A 17,376-nucleotide genomic window follows, 5' to 3' on the forward strand; every position below is an offset into this window, starting at 1 on the left:
AATTATCAGGAGAAGTGATGAAAATTTTAGCAATTGGCGCGAACGGTGTTATCGGTAAAGCGGTTGTTAGCCATCTACAGCAAGCTCACCAAGTTATTGCTGTAGGACACAGCCAGGGTGATTATACGGTTGATATTGAAAGTAAGGACTCCATCCAGTCTCTGTTTGAAAAGGTTGGAATGGTCGATGCCATTATCAGCATGGCGGGCAATGGGCAAATGGGGAGTTTGGATGAAATGCGTGATTCTGCTTTCCTTGAGGTGCTAAACAACAAGGTGATGGGCCAAGTTAACGTGGTTCGCCAGGGGCTTGATTATCTAAATGAAGGGGGCTCAATCACGCTTACGTCGGGTCAGGCGGCTAATCATCCGATGCCGGGCACCACTGCAATTGCCATGGGAGTGGCAGCAATTAATGCCTTTGTCGCAACTGCAGCCTTGGAGCTAAAAGATGGCAAGCGAATCAATGCGGTGAGCCCTGGCATGGTAAAAGAAACGATGGAGCTTTGCGGTATCGATAGCAGTACTGGAATACCAGCAAAGGATGTCGCTACGTATTATCAGGCCAGTCTTGATGGCCAGTACAAAGGGATCGTGTTTGATGCAGTTGGGGGGCAATATGAGTCAGCATAAACCTGCCTATTTAGTGGCATCAATTGAATTACCACAAGGGCACGCTTCTCTGGCTGATTATGCTCAGGCTGCAATGCCAATATTCAAGGCTCATGGCGCTGAGGTTTTGGTGGCAGGAACTTCGGATCAAAGTGTCGAAGTGTTGGAAGGTAATTGGTTAGGTTCAGATGCCAAGCTGTCACTGGTTAAATTTCCCTCAATGCAGCATTTGAAAACTTGCCTGAACTCGGATGAATATTTGACCATTAAACATTTAAGAACCGATATTGTCGACAGTAATTTTTCGGTCGCAATTGACTAAGTAGCAATTAATGTTGATGAGTGATGTCGAGATACATCACTCATACCACTCAAGTTATTAATTAAGCTAGTGAAAATATTGAAACATCTTATTGATATCGTTAACATTCACGACCGCATTTTTATGATGGTAAGAGAGAGTGAATGGAAACGGTACAATCGGTAATTAATTGGTTGCTTACAGCCCCCTTTGGTGTATTGATAACCGCCTTGGGGGCTGTTTTTTTGGTTAATGTTTTAATTTATCAATTGAAACTTGGGATTAAGCAAGATGGAAAACTGTCATCTACTGTCTTTATCTTGGCCTGCTCTATTCTGATCGCTTTCAATATTAGTATTTCGCAATATGATGTCCTGACGACAGTGATCAATTGGACGACAAAAAGCAGTGTAGGCATCCTATTCACCGCTTTTTCGGTGACTTTCTTGATCAAATTCGTACTCGGTTTAATGAAACCAGAAAAGGATTATGGAGACCACCTAACTGTTTTCTTTTATGTAATTGCGCCGTTATGGGGCGTCTATAGCTTTTCGAACTCTGAGAAAGATGCCACATCTTGGATCATGTACATGATTGGTACAGCTGGAGCCCTGGATTTACTGCTCATTGCTTCCGTAGGTGGTATGGGCGTTTTATTGGTGTGCTCATTAATTGCCGACCGTCTTCCACGTGGTTGGTGTAAAGAATTACTCGAAGTGGAATGTTTGACAATCCCAGTATGGATAATGTCATTACTGCTTGTCTCATTCGTTAATACGAGTTACCCGATATATCTATTTGAAAAGCATGCCTTGGCGCAAATAGAAAAAAGGCCGTGGATGCAGGCAGTAAACTATTCATATATTGAAGGGAAACTGTTAGAGCCAATGAGTTGGTATCGTCCTGTTCTTCACTCTGTCTCTATGGTAATGCCTGTTGTGCGTGAGGGGGCGAAAGAATTGCAGTTGAGTGAATATATTCTCACCACTCTCACTTTCAATAAGAATCAGCCGAACATATTTGTTCAGGCTCATTGCGAGTCAGGTGAAGTCATTTATCACCACCATGAAGAAGGTGATAAAAGCTTACAGAGAAAAGGGCAAATGACTAAAAGCGAAATGGCGCTTTATTGTAATTATGATTGGTCAGCGAAATTATCGTTATTTGAAGAAGCCCAAAAGCCTAAAATTATGAGACGTTTGAGCGCTTCATAACGCTGCTGAAAACGGTTGCGGCTAATACCCAATGTCTCTCAATGTCCGATTATTCCCGAGTAGTCCATGATGAGAGTTAAAACAGAAGGAAGTTGGTATGACACAGAAGTACCCTCTTAGCGGTGTATATTGCGGCAAGGTGGCCAGTCGGTATGGCATGAAAACGGCCATTGATAAGTGTGCGGTGGAAGTAGATATCTATCTTTCTGAGCAAGGGCTGGAAGGGGATGAGTGTGCAGACCACAAACATCACGGTGGTGCTGAGCGCGCTCTCCACCAATATCCGGCGGAGCACTATCGTTACTGGAGAAATAAATACCAATCTGAATCTGAATGGCAAGCCCCGGGAATGGGGGAAAATATTAGCTCGGAAGGGATGACCGAAGAGACAGTATGTATAGGCGACCGTTACCAATGGGGAGAGGCCCTTATAGAGGTCAGTCAGCCGCGTTCGCCGTGTTTCAAACTCAGCAAACGTTGGGGCGTGGAAAAATTTGCGGTAGAGATGCAAGACATTAGCCGTTGTGGTTGGCTCTACCGTGTTATTCGCCCGGGTAAAGTGAACCTGAAAGAGCCATTAGTACTGGTAGAACGTGTCGAGAGTGCAATGTCAGTGCGAGAAGTCTGCGAGTATTATTTTGGTGACCCATTGAACCAGGAAGGGTTGAATAAGCTCCTACAACAAGACCGGTTATCGCAAAGCTGGATGAGTAAAGTCGAGCTTCGGTTGGAAACGAGAAAGGTTGAAAATTGGAACTTCAGACTGCTTGGTCACGCATGAATGTAAACAAGGAAATAGTAATGGTCCAGTTATCCTCATCTTTAGAAACAGAGCTAAACCAATTTGCGGAAATGGAGCAGCTTGCTGACAACGCAAGCTATATCATTCCCAATACGGCTGAGAAGCATCTAGTCGAGTACTTGAAAGAAGATACCCATTACCTAACGATTAAAAATGCTAATGAGATTGCTGGATTTATCATTCTTGTGGTTGATGAAAACAGTAAAAGTGCCGAATTTAGACGTATTGTTGTATCGCAAAAGGGGCTGGGGATTGGCCAGAAAGCAATGAAGTTAATGGAGCAATTTGTGGTTACTCGCCTAAAAGCGAGTCGAATTTGGCTTGATGTGTTTGAAGAGAATGCTCGAGGAAAACATATTTATGAAAAAATGGGATATAAAACTTTCAAGACTGATGAGTCTAATGGCAGGACCCTAATTTTTATGGATAAAGATATGTCGGTTACCAATAAGGGTTGAAATTAAACAACAAAAACGCGAACCAATAGTTCGCGTTTTTGTCAGAAAAGGCTAAGTCAGCTAAAAGCTTTTAGTGCAGCTTCTTTTTAGGACCGTTACGAACAAGGTCCTTACCGTTTTCGTATACTTCTTCAGTCACCCAGCGCCCGAGAAGCAGTTGATGCTTGTCATCAAGGACTGCAACAAAATGGCGGCCGTCAGCATTGTTAGTTGCCAGAGCGACACCGGCGGCGTTCTTCAGGCCCAATCCGCCACTTTCTACCAATCGAAGAAAGTTCTCAAGTTCTTCAAGGTTGTCAATTACGCTTTCATCAAATTTCATATGATTATCACTTTGCTTGTTTGTATACCCACCCCTTGAGTACAGCATAGGACGGATAGCCAGAAGGTACTTTACTCGGCTATATCTTGCTGTGTTACATCTTGTATAGAGGCGAGAGTTATCGATGAATATACTTTACAGTTGATGCATGATGAATAGAACCTGCGAAGCGTCGGAAGCTATGAAAAAAGACTATTTTCAGCCTGTTAGCATAAAAATGCACCTGTCCTGGGATGTGTTCGCGACGGGCACATCCCTTAAACCAATTGACTAGGCTATCTTACTATTAACTAGCATGGAGATTTCTTCAGGACTGCAAGGTTGGCTGAAGAGGTAACCTTGCGCCATATCACATCTAAGTTGCTTCAGTTTATGCGCTTGTTCAGGCTCTTCGATACCTTCGGCGACGACTTTACAACCTAAGTTGTGTGCCATTTCTATCATTGAGCTAACTAATAGCTGTGTCTTTTTATCGGTAAGTAAGTCATCAATGAAGTACTTGTCAATTTTAAGGCAATCAACGGTAAGGTGTTTGAGAGAGGCAAATGATGAATACCCAGTTCCAAAATCATCGATTGACAATGATACTCCGAGTGTCTTCAGCTCCCGAAACACTGACAGGTTTTTCTGGTGTGTTTGAACGACAGTTTCTGTCACTTCTAATTCTAAATCTGATGCCGCTATGCCTGTTTCAGCAATAACTCTTGAAACTAATGGAACAAAGTCAGGATCAAGAAAGTGATTGGGAGAAATATTGATAGCCACGCGTATAGAAGGTAACCCTTGCTTCTTCCATGCGACTAATTGTGTACATGCAGTTATAAGTACTTGTTCAGTTAGCTGCTTTATCATGCCTATTCGTTCAGCGATAGAGATAAATTGAATAGGTGAAACCTGTCCCAACTCAGGATGGTGCCACCGGGACAATGCTTCAACCCCTACGATCTTACCTGAATCTAAATCATGCTGGGTCTGATAAACAAGTGATAAGGTTTGTTGTTCGATGGCTTCTCTCAGGTATTGCTCTACCTTAAAACGATACTCAGCTTCTGTTGCCAGCACTTTGCTATAAAATGCATATTGGTTTTTACCGTGATCTTTTGCTGTGTAAAGAGCTGTGTCTGCCGCTTTCAGCAAGCTTTGAAGATCTGTCCCATCTTCTGGGTAGGATGCGATTCCAATACTACATGTTTGAATGAATTTTCTGCCACAGACGTCGGAGGGCTTAGCTATTATGTCAAGATAGCGAGCAGCAATGGTTGCTGCAGTGTCCTTATTCGTCGCCTCTTTGACAATGATGCAAAATTCATCACCACCGAGTCGGGCTAACAAATGCGTGCCCTGGCCAACCGAGGCTATCCGGCTTGCTACTTCCTGAAGGTGCTTGTCACCAACATCATGTCCCAGACTATCATTGATATCTTTGAAGTTATCAAGATCAAGATAATACAAACAAAACTGGCTTTTCTCGCTGGAAGATCGTTTTATCAATGCTTCAAGGTTGGTATATAAGCAACTTCTACTTGAAAACCCTGTGAGCTCATCGGTATAGGCGAGTTCTCTGATCCTTTTTTGATTGTGATCTCTTTCCATAACAATACTGGTCAGCATGGCTGCGGAAGTTAGAGCGTCTGATTCATCTTCGGTCGGGAGCGCAGGGTGATTGTAATACATGCCAAACGCACCTAATACTTTACCCGTGGAGCTGATGATTGGCTCCGACCAACAACAGCGCATGCCATGCGGAAGGGCGACATGCTTAATTGCAGACCATTTGGGGTCGGTTTCAATATCCTCAACAAGAACTCTTTTGCCAGTGTAGGTGGATGTTCCACAAGAGCCGATGTTCGGGCCTATTTTGAGGCCGTTAACTGCGTCGCAATACTCTTGGGGCAGGCTGGGCGCTCCGCCATGCAGTAGTGTGTCTCCTTCCAGTTCGAGCATGGAACAACGCATACCGACATAGAGGTTTTCATACATTAGTGCGATTTCAGTATAAATCTCGGAGGTAGGAAAGCCTTTGGCGATCATTTCAAGGATTTTAGTGTGCTTTTTGGCGAACAGCTCTGCTCTTTTGTGCTTTGAGATATCGACATGATAGCCCACAAGGCGGTTAGGTTTAGAGTCGGAGAACTTGGACACTCGAAGTGCAATAGACCGAATATAAACGTAATAACCTTGTTTGTGACGTAAACGCATTTCCACTTCAAATGAATCTGACCTGCCCGATATGTAATTTTGAGCCTTTTCTAGTATGGCTTCTTGCTCATCGCAATGAACCAGCGATTTCCAGGTATCTAAATGATTATTTAATTCATCCTCTTCGAAACCCAGCATCGACTTCCAAAGTGGAGAGTAATAGACTTCATCAGTATCTAGGTCCCAATCCCACACCGCTTGGTTATCACCATGCAACGCAATGACAAACCGTTCGCTATTTTTACTCAATTCATGAGAAAGTGACTGGTTTGTTTCGTGTATAGGGGCTAATTCAGTTTGTGACTGATTTACTTGAGTTAACAAGTTGGGATTAGATTTCATTTGAATTAGATTTTTACTTATTGATATAGCTATATATTACTTAATGATATGAAGAATTAACAGGGTTTAAGTCAATATTTGAGGTATGGAACTAAAGACAAATACTTTAATAACTAAAGCGTTAAGATTAACAGGGTTCTTTCTATGTCTTTGATTATTCGTGTTTTTATTGGGTGTGGTTTGTCAAACATATTGCTTTTCGAGCTGAATAAGAAGAAATTACCAGGCTTTTATTAAATGTAAGTACATATATGTATTCATAATGAATACTACTCTGGATGCATATTGTTCTCATTGCGTGTTATGTCAATAAATATATTTTGAGTTGATAAGTAACAAGAGTATTTATAAAAATTAAAACTTAGGCACTCAACAATATTTTGTTCACATTCAGGGGAAAGGTTAAATAGGGGATGTCTAGGCAACAAACTCCAATGCCTTAATGTAGCTAAAGAGAAGATAAGTTGTCGAGGCAGTATTGAGCCCGGTCGAGAACTTCTTGTTGTTGATCATCGGTGAGCAGATCCCAGCTTCGGTAAATCATCCTGATACGGGGGTTTTTTGCCAAAGTTTTCTCATGAATGTGCATAAAGCGCCAGTATAAGCTATTGAATGGACAAGATTGACCGCCAGTTTTTTGTTTGACGTTATAGTGACAACCACAGCAATAATCACTCATTTTATTGATGTAATTACCGCTAGCGGCATAGGGCTTGGTGGCAATGATACCGTTGTCGGCATAAAGGGCCATGCCCCGGGTATTAGGCATTTCGACCCACTCGATAGCATCGATATAGATGCCCAGATACCAGGCATCCACTTCATCAGGATTGATTTCTGTTAGCAGGCAAAAATTCCCGGTAACCATCAGGCGTTGAATATGGTGAGCGTAAGCATAGTCCAGAGACTGGCCTATTGCGGCTTTGATACATGCCATTTGAGTCTTGCCGGTCCAGAAAAAATCTGGGAGTTTGCGGTGGCTATCGAGCGCATCGAGATCCCGGTAATATGGCATGTTGCCCCAATAGACCCCGCGGATATACTCACGCCAGCCCAGGATCTGGCGAATAAAGCCTTCAACCTGGGCAATATCTATCTGACGTTCTGTGTCGTGATACGCATCTATTGCGGCGTCAATAACTTGCATTGGATGGAGAAGTTTGCTGTTGAGGGCAAAAGAGAGGCGAGAGTGATACAGGCTCCATTGATGATCCGTCTGGTTGGTCATCGCGTCCTGGAACCGACCAAAATTTGGCAGGCAGTATCGGCAAAAGTACGCCAGTAGCTCTTGGGCTTGCCCAACATTAACAGGCCAGAGTAATAGATCATCATAATGGCCTATTGTTGTAATACCATGCTGGCCTAACCGCTTTAAAACCTGTGAGAGCGGGTTTGCAAAAATCAAGGGAGCGGGAATATCAGCCAGTTCGGCAGGTTTAATTTTGTTGCGGTTTTGTTTGTCGAAATTCCACTTACCTCCGCAGGGTTTACCCTCTGCCATTAAAATGTTGTAACGCTTTCGCATGCGGCGATAGAAATGTTCCATCAATATATGCTCGCCTTGCGGGAACAGCTCCATAATTTCATGATAACCGAGTAGAAAGTGCTCAGTATCCCACTCTTTTAGGGAGGTGTTCTCAGGCAGATTCAGACTGTGTAATTGCTCGTAAAGACGGTATTCATCCGGCCGCTGGAACTCAACGTGTTTAATGGCGTACTGTTTGCAGAGTGACGCGATCATGTCAGAGAGTGAGTGATATGAGCACGTGTCATCAAGTGTAAGGTGCAGAATATGGTGTCCATCATTCTTGAGTTTATTGGCGAAATGCTCCATTGCGAGGAAAAATGCACACACTTTTTGGATGTGGTGTTTCACATAGTTTGTTTCTTGCTTCATTTCGGCAATAAGATAAAGGGTCTGTTCATCCTTTTCTCGGTACCAACTGTGCGAGGCATTGAGTTGATCACCAAGTATTAAGCGAAGCGTTTTGTAGTTCTTATTCATCATCACTAAATCCTATCGGCCAGTCTGCTGCGTCCACTGCATCTAAGTTGCCATCGGTCTGATGGCCTCTCCACTTACGGATAAAGCTGTGGTTGGGATCATAGGTCTCGGTTTGTTTTTGCAGGTTAAAGTGGCGGTGTTCTTGGGGATCTGCGCCTACTCCCGCCAGGTATTGCCAGTTTCCCCAATTAGATGCAACGTCATAATCTATTAGGTGCTGTTCGAAGTAAGTCGCACCGTAGCGCCAGTCGATACTTAATTCATTAACCAGGCAACTGGCTACGATTTGACGGCCACGGTTCGACATATAGCCGGTTTGATTTAATTGGTTCATACAGGCATTGACGATCGGAAAGGGAGTATTGCCGTTACACCAGCGGCGGAAACGCTCAAAATAAAAACTGGTTGTTGGTGCGTGGGGCTTTATTCCCTTGAACGAGAATAGCTTCGCCTTGTGACAATGGGCGTACCATTGGAAGTATTCGCGCCAGAGTAGCTCGAATTTAATCCATTCGGTAGAAGCGCTCTGTTCAATTTCGCTTTGATACCGACTTAACGTCTCAAGTAAGGTGCGTACCGACAAGCAGCCAAGTGCCAGCCAGGGAGAAAATTTCGTGGATTTATCCCAACCCTCCAGTGCATTACGGGTTAATTTATACTGGCTGGGGTGGGGAGAAGAAAAATAGGCCTGTAGGTGCTGAAGAGCTGCCGTTTCACCGCCTGTGAATTCATTGGTTAATGCTGTCGATGGAAATGGTATTGAAGCGGGCTGAACCCGGTTGGCTGGTGGGGAAGGCAGCCAGTCAACTTTGGGGATAGGTACTTGTATAGGTTTATCGTCAACTTGCTTTCGAAACTTTGAAAAGGTTGCAGGGAGGTCATTAATATCAAAAGGAAGTTCTGATTGTTCAAAGATTGTATGAGTGGCTTTTGTCGTAAACGAGAGATACGGGTACTGTTGTTTAAGTAGCTGCCAGATTTGATTTTCATAGTAGCCACAATGCTGACTACGATAAAACGCTGTGACATTGTAACGTGTAATGATTTCAGGAAATGTGCTTAGGGGGGGATCGGGTAATACGAGCAGATATTGATGATAACTGCTAAGTTGAATGTTAAGGCAGCTTAGTGATTGCAGCAGAAATTGCTGACGGTGCCGACCCAGTTCTGCAAAGGTGTAAGCTTGATGTGTCTGTTTTCTTGTGGGCATGCAATAGACACAGAGCAGTACGTCCACTTCTTGTGCTGCTAGCTGTAGTGCTGGGTTATCATGAAGACGCAGATCGTTTTGGAATAAGAAGAGCCCGGTGATCATCGCTATTCCTCTTGTTTGTATCAGTTTTAGTATAAAAATGTATAAGGGTCGAATTTCATTGAGCTGTTTCTTTTACGTAAGGCACCCCGGGGTTGATCAAATCTGTTTACCCTTCAACTTTTTATGATAAACAGGCTTCTTATTTCATCTTTAAATATGAATCAATTCAATATGTTGTTTAAAGATAACAGATTAATCTTAATTGATATGTTTCAATCTCAATTAGCTTTCTTTATTTAATTCTGCACTGACACTAAGACAAGTCATGCAATTCTGTCTTATTAAAGCTGTTGGTACATGGTCGCAACCTTACTGGGTATAGGAAATGCAAGTTATGGAACGAATATATGAACTTAATCAGGTGATATATGATAAACAAGCCGATGCTTTTATCGCGGATCCATTGTTTTCCTTATTTACAACCGATATTAAAGCCCGAAAAAGAGCAATTACCTCAATCTGCCTACTTGCCGTATACAATAGCAAAGGTGAGACGTTTATTTACACAGCAGATAGTAGCTATAATGCGCTTGCGATTTGGGAGCGAGTCGGTGTCAAAAAGTTAAGGAATCCATTTAAGGTTCTTTATTGTCACTACAAGATGATCACATCTGGTTGCATTAAAGAGATCAGCACTTATGGAAAACGCTTATCTGAAATACAAAAGCGGATTGACCTTAATAAACGTAGGTCGGACTACTACCTAAACCTGTTATTTGTTGCTCCTGAGTATCAGGGAAGAGGGCTGGCATCAGAGTTGATGAAACCGATGCTCTCGTATATGGATGAAAACCAGTTCGTGTGCTCAACAGATACTAACAATGAGGAAAATGTGAGCATGTATGAACACTATGGTTTTTCTATTGTTGAAAAAGTGCAACTAATAGAGGGTGTTACAAATTATATCTTGAGGCGTGAACCTTTAGAATGCTTATCGGGAAATTGATAAACAACTGAAATATAGTCGATATCGGAGTGCGAGGAAGGCTTTACATCCGATATCGACATAATGTTGCAAATATTCTGAAGGGTTATTTGATAGTTGCTTTTAGTAGGTTTACCGCAGATCGGGCCCACCCATCCAGTACTGGTCGAACATTTTCGAGTTCCACTTGCTCATCTTTGTTTTCTACAGGTTCGCCAAATCCCTTCCTTACTGCAGCGGCCAGCCTTTCTCCGGATAAGCTATCTGTCAACTCAGCTTCAAGGAATATTTCTACCATTTGAGATCGAGACCCGGTCGCCGTTGAAACGCCAGCCAACGCAAGCGCAATGGGCACATATTCATAGGCTGCTAAATCTTCCGGGCTGGTCTCCACGCCAGTTATCGCGGCACGAAGCCGAACGACATCTTTTCCCGGTTCAGTGACAACTTCATATGCTTGCTCAACTTGATGTTTGGCCTCTTTATTTAAATAAGCCAGCATGCTTTTGAGAACTTCAGTCCGAAGCTGAGGACCTGGTTGAGGGGCTGGGTAGATAACAACGGGATCAAGCATAACTTTAGTGTACTTTCGTTGTGATAATACAGGACTAACCCATTTAAGAACAACAGCATTATCACCATCGACACTGGAACCCTTGGTTAGTTGGGAGTAATCACTGAGAAAACCAGAAAACTCTTCTTCTTTAGTCGTTTTAGAGGTGCAACCTATAAGTGTAATACCCAATGCTAAAATGGCAAACAAGGCTGTTTTTATATTAATAGAGCGATATGTTTTATCGACAGCTATCATCATCTCTCTCCACTTGGTTTGCATTAATAAAAGGATGGTTGATGAATCTGGATTGTCCAATTAAATGCTGATTTAGTTGCTCAATAAAAAAGGCAAGTCATTCAGCGTATATTGTTATGATTAAAATCAATCTGATAACGTATATTTAACAAGGTTGGGGTGTAGAATATTAGACTTGATTAAACAGAATTAAAATTTGCAGGAAAATAATCAAACCATTGCATCTGATTGCACAAAACTAAGAGCTGCACCTTTCTTATTCGTTAACATTTCTCACTAATAATGTAGCTAATAGAGTCGATTTAGGGAATTTATGCATTTTTAACGACATAAAAGATGATCTAAAAAAGCATATGCTTGAAATTGAGTGAACTTATTGTGATCAACTTATCAAAATTAGATGAAATAATGAAAAATTCGTATTTATTTTGATGAGAATATATTCATCACTGACGAATCATTCGCATAAAAAGGCGCATTGTACCCAGATTATTAATAAAATCGTGGATAATTATTCGCAAAGTGACTATTTATCCTGTTAAGTCTCACGTGCTAGTGAAATGATATTTTGATATGTATCACAAATACCCGGGATTTTTTCACTTACCATGACTTCGCTTTATCATTCAATTAAATAAAAATCTAAAAAGATAATCTATTAACTCTGTACTACATATAAGGATAAATATCGACATGAGTGGCGGTATCATTAAAGTTTCAAGAAACACTGCAAATGCACCTCAAAGCACACTATCTTCACAAACAGTTGCATTTTCTCATTACAATAATTTCTCTGCACAATTACCTGTAGATCCAAAAACAGGCGAAATTGTTATTGGTGGTGTGAAAGAGCAAGCGAAACAGTGCTTAACTAATATTAAGGCAATCGTAGAAAGTATCGACCACGTAATGGACGATGTTGTCAAAATCAATGTATTCCTTAAAGATATTGCAGATATGGAAGCCGTAAATGAAGTTTACGCTACATTCTTCGATAACCTAATTCCAACTCGTACTGTTGTTCAAGTTGCTGCGCTACCAATGAGCGATGCTCTTGTTCAAATGGACGCACTAATCTCTAACGGTGAAGGTACTGCTCCTCAAGAGCCTTGCCCACTAGTAAAACTATCTCGCAACACTGAGAATGCACCTCAAAATGCACTAGCGACACAAACAGTGGCTTTCTCTCACTACAACAACATTTCCGCTCAGCTTCCGGTTGACCCTAAAACTGGCGAATTTGTTGAAGGTGGCGTGAAAGAGCAAACAGCTCAGTGTTTGAGAAACATGAAAGCGATTCTGGAAAGCATCGATGTGCCTTTCGATGACATCGTTAAAATCAACCTGTACCTAACAGACTTGGCAAACGTTGATGCAGTAAACGAAGTTTACTCAACGTTCTTCCCTGATTCATCTATCGCACGTACAGTCGCTTACGTTCCTGCGCGTTCTATCATCGCTGCAGACGCATTACCTATGGGCGCACTAGTTCAAATCGATGCTTCTGTATCACACGGTGACGGCACACCACCGCAAGAAGTCGAAGATCGTCATAACATCGTTATTCGTGCGAACAACACAGATGCAGCACCACGTAGCCCGCTACACACGCAAACTGTAGCTTTCTCTCACTACAACCACATTGCCGCTCAGCTTCCAGTTGACGTAGCAACAAATGCACTTGTTGCTGGTGGTGCGAAAGAGCAAGCAGAACAATGCTTGAAGAACATCAAAGCGATCGTAGAAAGTGTTGACCACGTTATGGACGACATCGTTAAAATCAACATCCACCTTAAAGATGTTGCTGATATCGATGCAATCAACGAAGTGTACACAACCTTCTTCCAGGGCGAACTACCTGCTCGCACAGTAGTTGGTGTGTCTCAAATCGAGATGGACGCACTGGTACAAATCGACGCGGTTGTATCTAACGGCGAAGGTACGCTTCCACAAGCTTAATAGAGAATGGATTGCAGCTTGGTAGTTAATTATAACTACCAGCTGTATTCATTAAATAAAACAGGGCAGCTTTTTATTATTTGGTAGTTAATTTAACTGCTAAATGACAAAAGCCTGCCCTTTATTTTTCCTGCTATAACTCAACACCTACTCAGTAGGCATAAATAAACTCTAATCTTTCTTCTTTGTGATTAAGAACTCGTTTGGGGTGATTAATAATGATTATTTTGTTCCAGACCTGAAGTCAAGATGAGGAACGAAAGAATGAAAGAAGTGAAAGATAATGTATTACTAGCATTATTAAATGAATTTGCCGGGTTAAAACAAGTCGATGCTATAGCAATCGCTGGTTCTCACGGCACGCAAATGAACGATTCACTTTCTGACTATGATATCTATGTCTACGTCAATGACACCATTCCGGTTGAAGTCAGACAACAGATAACCTCACACCATTGTTGTGAAATGGAAGTCAACAACCAATATTGGGAAACTGAGGATGATGGTCGACTAAATTCTGGAACTGAAGTCGAGCTCATTTATCGAAGCATAGATTGGTTGGACAAGGAACTTGAGCGTGTGTTGTTCAAGCATCAGCCAAACGTGGGATATAGCACGTGCTTTTGGTCAAACTTACTAAGTTCCAAAGTCATCTTTGACCGAGATAGCACCTTAATGAGGCTTCAAGATAAATATACCGTAGACTACAGCCGAGAGTTAGCCGCGGCAGTGATCGCTAAAAACTTGCCTCTGCTCTGTGATGCGGCTCCTGCTTATCCACAACAGATAATCAAGGCGATAAAGCGGCAAGATTATCTCAGCGTTCAGCATCGACTAACCGCATATCTGGACAGCTATTTTGATATCTTGTTTGCCGCAAATCTTATACCTCACCCAGGTGAAAAGCGTTTGGTTGAGGTTGCGGTGAAGCTGTGTTCAAGTTTGCCTGCAGATTTTGAGCAAACGATGGAGAACCTCCTGTTTCTTGCGGGAACCAGAAGTTATGAATTGCCTCTGGCATTGAATATTGCCACTGAGAACTTGAAAGCCGTCGTTGAAAAATCTGGCATCAATTACCAGGTTTGTTGATTTCATACTTTTTTTAGCTAACTAACTGCTTTTGCTGAAGTAACGCTTATCTACTCTCGTTAAACAGGGGAGGGTAAGCGAATTACAGCATTTAAGATGAATAAAGAAAACTTGGTTATGTTGCAGAATAAGTGTAAGACTCAATGTCGTTGCCAGAATGAGCACTGTGCTGAAATAGCAACACTATCACCTTAGCCACATACGACTCTTGCCTCAAGATACCAATAAGTTTGGCTACAATAGAAATGTCGCTTTTGCAGAAAGCGCTTGAAAGTGTTTACGGCGTAAGCTCAATCGAGGTCAGGCTCGAAAGCGAGTAGGGGGCAGACAGTGAATCACAGTAACGCTCCCAGAGCCCGTACTTCGATGCAAGACATAAGGGAGATAAAGAGATGACTGACAAATCCCAGTTTACAGGTGATAACGTACATCATACTCCGATAATTGGAGATCCGGCTAATGAAGATATCGTGAGGGCGATAGGTGATGAGGGTTATAGAAAAGAACTCTGTGAGCAATATGGACCAGAAAAAATCGACCGGTTAATCAATCATATGATTAGAACTATGGATTAGTTTGAGCACCCATATACCGTAACTTTGGTGACAAGAGAGTAATCTAGCCGCTCATACTTCTCGCTTTGCATTACTTCAGAGTTTGAACAGCATGGCTCAGAAATCCAACTGCTTAAAGTGATCAGCGAGGAACTTCATTCGTTGATGGTGAATAAATGGCGGTGATTATAGGTCATAAATAACCAGACAAACATAATAGGGGCGAAGCAATCGCCCCTCTCTTGTATCTGGAAGTTACATTGTTACAAGCACAAAATGTATTGAGTTATCCTTTCTGCATGAGAGCAGTACAACATAAGCATTTTAAAATGCTGTCTAAAGTTACTTCATTCATTGAACGATTAAACTTAGCATTGCGCTACTTCGCAGGGCTTAAATACGCTAAGATGCACACCCTTATTTTTGCTAGAGCCTTTATTTCCCAATGACTACTGCCACAACGCCAGCCAGCTTCACTGAACTTGCTTTAATTCAACCTTTGTTAGCACGATTAACAGAGCTTGAATATCAACAACCTACACCTATTCAAGCGCAAGTTATCCCGAGTGTGTTAGCGGGGCGTGACTTAATTGCAGGTGCAAATACAGGTTCGGGTAAAACAGCGGCTTTTGCACTGCCATTGTTGCAGGATATTTTTACTCAAAAAAAAGCCGAGCACTCGAGGGACAGCAAAGGTAACTATGTTACTGGGCTGATTTTGGTGCCAACGCGTGAACTAGCTAAACAGGTTGCTGACAGCGTTAAGTCCTATGCTGTACATTTTAACGGTGCAATTAAAACGGTGGCTGTTTTCGGTGGGGTATCTGCAAATACCCAAATGCTTGCGCTCCGTGGCGGCACCGATATTTTGGTTGCAACGCCAGGCCGATTACTCGACTTAATTTCAAGTAATGCGATCAAATTAGATAAGGTAAAAACCTTAGTGCTTGATGAAGCCGATCGGATGTTAAGCCTTGGCTTTACGGATGAGCTATCTGAATTGTTAGGTCAATTGCCGAAACAAAAGCAGACGCTGTTGTTCTCTGCGACGTTCCCTGAGCAAGTACAGACGCTAACTCAAGAACTGCTTAACGACCCGGTTGAAATCCAGCTACAAAGTGATGATGCCAGCACCGTCGTACAGCGTGTTTTTAACGTCAATAAAGGCGAGAAAACTGCGGTACTAGCGCATTTGTTCAAACAGCATCAATGGCGACAAGCGCTTGTTTTCGTTAATGCGAAGAACAGTTGTGAGCACTTAGCCGACAAACTTTATAAACGCGGCATTGAAGCCGAAGTGTTTCATGGTGATAAAGGGCAGGGCTACCGTACCCGTATACTGGAAGCCTTTAAGTCGGGTGAGATTGATGTATTAATTGCAACGGATATCGCAGCCCGTGGTTTGGATATTGAAAAGTTGCCAGTGGTGATTAACTTCGATCTGCCAAGAAGCCCATCAGACTACATGCACCGCATTGGCCGAAGTGGCCGTGCCGGTGAAGTAGGCCTAGCGCTATCCTTGATTGATTATGAAGATTTTCATCATTTTAAAGTGATCGAGAAGAAGAACAAAATTCGTCTTGAACGTGAACAGGTAGAAGGGTACGAACTCGATGAAACCATTACCCAAGAGATGCTAGAGGCCAGTAAGCCAATGGCAAAACCAGAAGGTACGGGTAAGAAAAAGCGCAAGAAGAAAGGGCTTGGTCAATCTGATGTTTGGTTGAGAAATTCATAACCGAGCAATTAACCGATCAACCAAGCGATAAACATCGTGTCAGTTGATAGTTGCTGACACGATTATATACTCAAGTATCTTGAAGTTGCTTGAGTTGAGAAGCGTTTAATCAAAGACACACTGAACAATAAGGTAGAGAAAATGAGTGGAACCAATCGAGCCAATATTCACCCTGGATTAGAAGTGAAAATTGTCCTTAAAAAAGATCAACGAAGCGGAACACTGACCTCTGGCATTGTAAAAGACCTTTTAACGAAGTCACCAAATCATCCTCACGGAATAAAAGTCCGCTTAGAAAGTGGTGATGTCGGTCGTGTGAAAGTGATCTGTTAGTCATTTTCTTAAATGGATATTACTTCGGGAAAAACCTTGTTGCGAATTTCAAGAGACTGAGAAATTTCGAATATTCTCTGCTATTGCAAAGCAACCGGTTTACCGACAAAGTAGTGGCCAACTTAACATACCCACTAAACTTGATCCTTCTATTTTTTATTACATCAGGACCCTTAAATGTCTAAATCTGACTCTTCTACTAGTGAAATTATTGATAATTTCGTGGCACCTAAGTGTCAGGCTAGGGTAGAGATCCTTTATCAAGATGATGATATTTTGTTGATTAATAAGCCGAGTGGTTTATTAAGTTTATCGGGTCCCCCTGTGTCAGGATAGTTGTCGCCTAATCTAAATCCGTAAATTAGACAGGGGGTGGTGAGCAGAAAATATGTCCCGCT

16 protein-coding genes and 1 pseudogene are annotated in these 17,376 nt (G+C 42.3%); 12 read left to right on the forward strand and 5 right to left on the reverse strand.

From position 1 onward, the window contains the following. Positions 1-17: 17 nt before the first annotated feature. The 5 genes from BIT28_RS03715 (at position 18) to BIT28_RS03735 (ending at position 3,386) form a co-directional block, all read left to right on the forward strand. Complete coding sequence (locus tag BIT28_RS03715) at positions 18-632, forward strand: short chain dehydrogenase (protein WP_075762295.1); 615 nt, start codon at positions 18-20, stop codon at positions 630-632. Next, entirely contained in the window at positions 619-933 is a 315-nt protein-coding gene (locus BIT28_RS03720; RefSeq protein ID WP_075762315.1) for a DUF1330 domain-containing protein, read from the forward strand. Before BIT28_RS03715 ends, BIT28_RS03720 begins: the two co-directional genes overlap by 14 nt. 143 nt (positions 934-1,076) lie before the next feature. Continuing rightward, the gene (locus tag BIT28_RS03725; protein WP_075762296.1) at positions 1,077-2,126 is read left to right on the forward strand and encodes a hypothetical protein; all 1,050 of its coding nucleotides are present in this window, start codon (positions 1,077-1,079) and stop codon (positions 2,124-2,126) included. 97 nt (positions 2,127-2,223) lie between these two features. Beyond that, complete coding sequence (locus BIT28_RS03730) at positions 2,224-2,907, forward strand: MOSC domain-containing protein (protein ID WP_075762297.1); 684 nt, start codon at positions 2,224-2,226, stop codon at positions 2,905-2,907. A gap of 20 nt (positions 2,908-2,927) precedes the next feature. Next, the gene (locus tag BIT28_RS03735; RefSeq protein ID WP_075762298.1) at positions 2,928-3,386 is read left to right on the forward strand and encodes a GNAT family N-acetyltransferase; all 459 of its coding nucleotides are present in this window, start codon (positions 2,928-2,930) and stop codon (positions 3,384-3,386) included. A 70-nt stretch (positions 3,387-3,456) separates the two neighbouring features. On the opposite strand, the gene BIT28_RS03740 is transcribed toward BIT28_RS03735, so the two are convergent. The 4 genes from BIT28_RS03740 to BIT28_RS03755 all read right to left on the reverse strand — a co-directional run bounded on the left by BIT28_RS03740 (position 3,457) and on the right by BIT28_RS03755 (position 9,569). After that, positions 3,457-3,708, reverse strand: coding sequence for a hypothetical protein (locus BIT28_RS03740; RefSeq protein ID WP_075762299.1), 252 nt, complete (start codon positions 3,706-3,708; stop codon positions 3,457-3,459). Between the two features lie 270 nt (positions 3,709-3,978). Continuing rightward, the gene (locus BIT28_RS03745) at positions 3,979-6,249 is read right to left on the reverse strand and encodes a bifunctional diguanylate cyclase/phosphodiesterase (protein WP_075762300.1); all 2,271 of its coding nucleotides are present in this window, start codon (positions 6,247-6,249) and stop codon (positions 3,979-3,981) included. Between the two features lie 448 nt (positions 6,250-6,697). Further along, the gene (locus BIT28_RS03750) at positions 6,698-8,254 is read right to left on the reverse strand and encodes a cryptochrome/photolyase family protein (protein ID WP_425439625.1); all 1,557 of its coding nucleotides are present in this window, start codon (positions 8,252-8,254) and stop codon (positions 6,698-6,700) included. Then, entirely contained in the window at positions 8,247-9,569 is a 1,323-nt protein-coding gene (locus BIT28_RS03755) for a DASH family cryptochrome (protein WP_075762302.1), read from the reverse strand. Before BIT28_RS03755 ends, BIT28_RS03750 begins: the two co-directional genes overlap by 8 nt. A gap of 334 nt (positions 9,570-9,903) precedes the next feature. Here BIT28_RS03755 and BIT28_RS03760 point away from each other — a divergent pair, with 334 nt between their 5' ends. Next, positions 9,904-10,515 carry a GNAT family N-acetyltransferase gene (locus BIT28_RS03760; protein ID WP_075762303.1) on the forward strand — a complete coding sequence of 204 codons (612 nt, stop codon included), beginning with the start codon at positions 9,904-9,906 and terminating at the stop codon, positions 10,513-10,515. Positions 10,516-10,600: 85 nt separating this feature from the next. Here BIT28_RS03760 and BIT28_RS03765 read toward each other — a convergent pair whose 3' ends face one another. Beyond that, positions 10,601-11,365 (reverse strand): DUF3313 domain-containing protein, encoded by a 765-nt coding sequence (locus tag BIT28_RS03765; protein WP_139310433.1) that lies wholly within the window; start codon positions 11,363-11,365, stop codon positions 10,601-10,603. Positions 11,366-11,998: 633 nt separating this feature from the next. Between BIT28_RS03765 and BIT28_RS03770 the strand changes: the two genes are divergently transcribed. The 6 genes and pseudogenes from BIT28_RS03770 to BIT28_RS30320 form a co-directional block, all read left to right on the forward strand. Continuing rightward, positions 11,999-13,264, forward strand: coding sequence for a RidA family protein (locus BIT28_RS03770; protein ID WP_075762305.1), 1,266 nt, complete (start codon positions 11,999-12,001; stop codon positions 13,262-13,264). 264 nt (positions 13,265-13,528) lie between these two features. Next, positions 13,529-14,353, forward strand: a complete 825-nt coding sequence (locus BIT28_RS03775) for a DUF4037 domain-containing protein (RefSeq protein ID WP_075762306.1) — start codon at positions 13,529-13,531, stop codon at positions 14,351-14,353. Between the two features lie 392 nt (positions 14,354-14,745). Further along, positions 14,746-14,928: a hypothetical protein gene (locus tag BIT28_RS03780; protein ID WP_075762307.1), complete on the forward strand. Its 183-nt coding sequence runs from the start codon at positions 14,746-14,748 to the stop codon at positions 14,926-14,928. 424 nt (positions 14,929-15,352) lie between these two features. Further along, positions 15,353-16,645, forward strand: coding sequence for a DEAD/DEAH box helicase (locus tag BIT28_RS03785; RefSeq protein WP_075762308.1), 1,293 nt, complete (start codon positions 15,353-15,355; stop codon positions 16,643-16,645). Positions 16,646-16,786: 141 nt separating this feature from the next. Then, positions 16,787-16,978, forward strand: a complete 192-nt coding sequence (locus BIT28_RS03790) for a YwbE family protein (protein ID WP_075762309.1) — start codon at positions 16,787-16,789, stop codon at positions 16,976-16,978. 177 nt (positions 16,979-17,155) lie between these two features. Continuing rightward, positions 17,156-17,296 (forward strand): annotated as a pseudogene (locus tag BIT28_RS30320) (RluA family pseudouridine synthase); the annotation flags it as partial. Positions 17,297-17,376: the final 80 nt, after the last annotated feature.

The sequence above is a fragment of the Photobacterium proteolyticum genome (assembly GCF_001939735.1).
GTDB lineage: Bacteria > Pseudomonadota > Gammaproteobacteria > Enterobacterales > Vibrionaceae > Photobacterium > Photobacterium proteolyticum.

Bases quoted from the DNA above. Each gene is read 5' to 3' on its own strand.
- BIT28_RS03780 (WP_075762307.1), top strand. From the start codon at position 14,746: ATGACTGACAAATCCCAGTTTACAGGTGATAACGTACATCATACTCCG.
- BIT28_RS03720 (WP_075762315.1), top strand. From the start codon at position 619: ATGAGTCAGCATAAACCTGCCTATTTAGTGGCATCAATTGAATTACCA.
- BIT28_RS03735 (WP_075762298.1), top strand. From the start codon at position 2,928: ATGGTCCAGTTATCCTCATCTTTAGAAACAGAGCTAAACCAATTTGCG.
- BIT28_RS03785 (WP_075762308.1), top strand. From the start codon at position 15,353: ATGACTACTGCCACAACGCCAGCCAGCTTCACTGAACTTGCTTTAATT.
- BIT28_RS03755 (WP_075762302.1), bottom strand. From the start codon at position 9,569: ATGATCACCGGGCTCTTCTTATTCCAAAACGATCTGCGTCTTCATGAT.
- BIT28_RS03715 (WP_075762295.1), top strand. From the start codon at position 18: ATGAAAATTTTAGCAATTGGCGCGAACGGTGTTATCGGTAAAGCGGTT.
- BIT28_RS03750 (WP_425439625.1), bottom strand. From the start codon at position 8,254: ATGAATAAGAACTACAAAACGCTTCGCTTAATACTTGGTGATCAACTC.
- BIT28_RS03730 (WP_075762297.1), top strand. From the start codon at position 2,224: ATGACACAGAAGTACCCTCTTAGCGGTGTATATTGCGGCAAGGTGGCC.
- BIT28_RS03760 (WP_075762303.1), top strand. From the start codon at position 9,904: ATGGAACGAATATATGAACTTAATCAGGTGATATATGATAAACAAGCC.
- BIT28_RS03740 (WP_075762299.1), bottom strand. From the start codon at position 3,708: ATGAAATTTGATGAAAGCGTAATTGACAACCTTGAAGAACTTGAGAAC.
- BIT28_RS03770 (WP_075762305.1), top strand. From the start codon at position 11,999: ATGAGTGGCGGTATCATTAAAGTTTCAAGAAACACTGCAAATGCACCT.
- BIT28_RS03775 (WP_075762306.1), top strand. From the start codon at position 13,529: ATGAAAGAAGTGAAAGATAATGTATTACTAGCATTATTAAATGAATTT.
- BIT28_RS03745 (WP_075762300.1), bottom strand. From the start codon at position 6,249: ATGAAATCTAATCCCAACTTGTTAACTCAAGTAAATCAGTCACAAACT.
- BIT28_RS03725 (WP_075762296.1), top strand. From the start codon at position 1,077: ATGGAAACGGTACAATCGGTAATTAATTGGTTGCTTACAGCCCCCTTT.
- BIT28_RS03790 (WP_075762309.1), top strand. From the start codon at position 16,787: ATGAGTGGAACCAATCGAGCCAATATTCACCCTGGATTAGAAGTGAAA.